We start from the raw sequence: 2,795 nt of genomic DNA on the forward strand, positions 1-2,795 counted from the left end.
CCGCCGCCGTTGGTGCCGCCGCCGCCGCCGCCAAAGCCGCCCACGCCGCCACTGTAATTGCCGCCGCCGCCGAAGCCGCCCACGCTGCCGCCGTAATTGCCGTTACCTCCATAAGCACCAGCATTGCTAGTGCTGCTTGCAAATAGCCCGCCACCGCCATTGTTGCCACCGTTGCCGAACATTCCGGCACCACCGTAGCCCAAACCTGCTTGTTGACCATTACCGCCGATCGCGCTGTTATTGCTAAAAGTAACGTTGTTGATACCGACAGTGCCATCATAGATGAATAAACCGCCACCCATACCCGCACCGCCACCACCTTCATTACTACTCCCTCCTTGGGCTTTGCTGTTGGTGACAGTCATGTTGGAGAAATTGACGGTTCCCGACTTGACAAAGAAGGGGCGAAAAGTATTGCCGCCATCGACACTAAAGTTATTGCCAATAAAATCAATGTTGCTGTTAACTAGGGTCAGCATCACCCCCCCAACCGTGACATTTGTGCTGAGGGTAATAGTGTCATCCCCGGCTGCGGCATTCGCATCTAAAATGGCTTTGCTTAATGTGCCTGCTACAGTGCCAGTGCCATCATCTGCTGCTACCGTGACATTAAAGTTAGCTAGTGTATATTCATAATCTTTCATCGCCTCCCGATTAAAGGGCACGGCGGCTTCTATCTTGCCCGTTGCTATTTCTAAATCCCAGTCACCACCTAATGCTTGATTTCCCGTCAAGTCGTTAGAGGCTGCGACATCTGCTCCGGTGAGTTCGCTCAATCGGTTGACAAAATTCTTGCCAGTTTCCCCGGCGGCTACGTCGCATCCATATAATAGGATATCGCCATTTTCAGTTAGGGCATTTCCCCACTGTTTTAGCTGGGTGTTGAAATTTTCTATGTCATTCCCATTCAGTACATCTGCACCCAGTTTTAAACTGCCTTCGCTGCCGTGAGAAACTATGTGTACGGCTTCAATATCTTTTTGATTAGCTAAGGTATTAGTAATTTGTTCGATGCCGCTCAAATTTTCATTTAAAATGAAAATTTGAGCATCATCGGCGTTATGAATTAGGCTTTGATAGTCTTGTACTGAGGAGTCAACAAAAATGATTTGCTTAGTCATAGTGGATTAGCCGATTTTTTTGCGAAGGGATTTGATTCTTAGGTACGTAGTTGCGCTTCAGCGCTCTTAAGATGGACTGAAGCGCAGCTACGTACCTCCTGTTCAATGCACCAACTGCGTAAAAACCGCGACCATGATATTGTAACTCTATCGTAAAGGTAGATGTCAATAACTAAAGAAGTGATATATATCACTGACAAACAAATAAAGTCCGGTTAGTATACGGACTTTATTAAAAGCTATAAAATTTTTTAGTTTTACTCTGCAAACCTAGACAGTAATTCTTCACGGGATAATTGCAGAAGCAAAGGAGCAAACTCCTCCGGCGGTAAGGCCAATAATGGTGATATGATTGCTGCTAGTTCCTCATCTAAGGAACCAAAGCGCAACGCCAATAGATTTTCTATAACGCCGCGCTGTCCCTGCTGGAGTCCCTGCTGGAGTCCCTGCTGCTGTGCTTCTTGTCTGCCTTCTTGTCTAGCCTGTTCCAATTGTTGATCGTAAATGGGTGATAATCGCATAGCTAACTCCTGATCTTCGGGATCTTTATTGGGGTTGACAAGTAAATTTGCTCTCAACATACTGAGCATTTTTAAAGCATTTGTTCGGAATGGATGCGACACTGGAAGTGCTTCTATTTCCTCGATCTCCCGCTTCTGAACATTGCCTTTGCCCAGAATCCTTAACCACAGAACTTCTTGTGATACAATTCCCAATTAAACGGAAACGATATCATGCTGAAATATATATTATTTAGCTTTCGCTACAATAGCACTAGCACGGCTATTTGTTGCCTCTGTCCAAAAAGATAAACTATTAAATCGCTCAAATAAATCGGGGGGTAAAATCGTTTTTCTCGGTTTAAATTCAACTTGCGATCGCACTTGATGTAACCCTTTTGTTTTCAATCTATTATCAAATTCTGGCTCTTGATATTCAACACGATCGAAATCATGCTCAAAAGGTTCTTCACCCAGAAATTGATAAATTAACGACATGGTTTTAGCCGGCCCTTTCGTTAATAAATCGTAATCAACCAATAGGATAGATGCACTCTGTTCGCTGTAGAATGATTCTTTCAGGGCGTTATAAGCATAACCAACTAAACGCGAACCTTGACTTAATGCCTCCGTGCGACTATAAACTGTAGCGCGTTCCGCTGGATTATTAAATAACCGGGAAACATCAAAGGCATTGCGCCGAATTAATAGCTCGATGCTATCCATAATCCAGGCAATATTTCTGACACAGCAAATCACTTTAGCTTCGGGAAATAGTTCCAGAATTAATGGCAATTTGCTACACCAAAGGCGATTAGTGTCAAAGATAATTTCTGGGTCGGCTTGCGGGTGATAATAAGCAGAAAAGATGCTCAAAATTAGCGCCCGTTTTTGTTCAGGAGAAATAAATACCGAAAACTCATTATCTTCGCTCATCGCTTCCAACATTCGCTCAACTAAACCCCCAACAGGGGAAGTCATAGCGGCGTGAAAGCGAGGATTTTGCCGGAGTAATGCTGCTAGCAAAGTAGAGCCAGAGCGGGGTAAGCCGGAGATAAAGTGGACTTTTTGAAGCATTTTGTTTTGTTGGCTCCTCCTATACAAATAATATTCCTAAGTTATAGCAACCGCCAAGGGGGTTAGGACGTTCCGTAACGCCGCCATCCTGGCGGTA

The 2,795-nt window shown here is 44.7% G+C and carries 3 protein-coding genes; all 3 read right to left on the reverse strand.

All coding sequences use genetic code 11. The features are described 5' to 3' along the window. Positions 1 to 1,121 (reverse strand): DUF4347 domain-containing protein (locus PY364_RS15705; protein ID WP_275523907.1); only part of this gene is annotated, 1,121 nt, incomplete at its 3' end. Positions 1,122 to 1,378: 257 nt separating this feature from the next. Beyond that, positions 1,379 to 1,837: a hypothetical protein gene (locus tag PY364_RS15710; protein WP_275523908.1), complete on the reverse strand. Its 459-nt coding sequence runs from the start codon at positions 1,835 to 1,837 to the stop codon at positions 1,379 to 1,381. A 33-nt stretch (positions 1,838 to 1,870) separates the two neighbouring features. Continuing rightward, a complete protein-coding gene (locus PY364_RS15715; protein WP_275523910.1) occupies positions 1,871 to 2,698 on the reverse strand; it encodes a sulfotransferase in 828 nt (275 codons plus the stop codon). Between the last annotated feature and the right edge of the window lie 97 nt (positions 2,699 to 2,795).

The organism is Kamptonema sp. UHCC 0994 (assembly GCF_029167235.1).
GTDB lineage: Bacteria > Cyanobacteriota > Cyanobacteriia > Cyanobacteriales > Microcoleaceae > Kamptonema.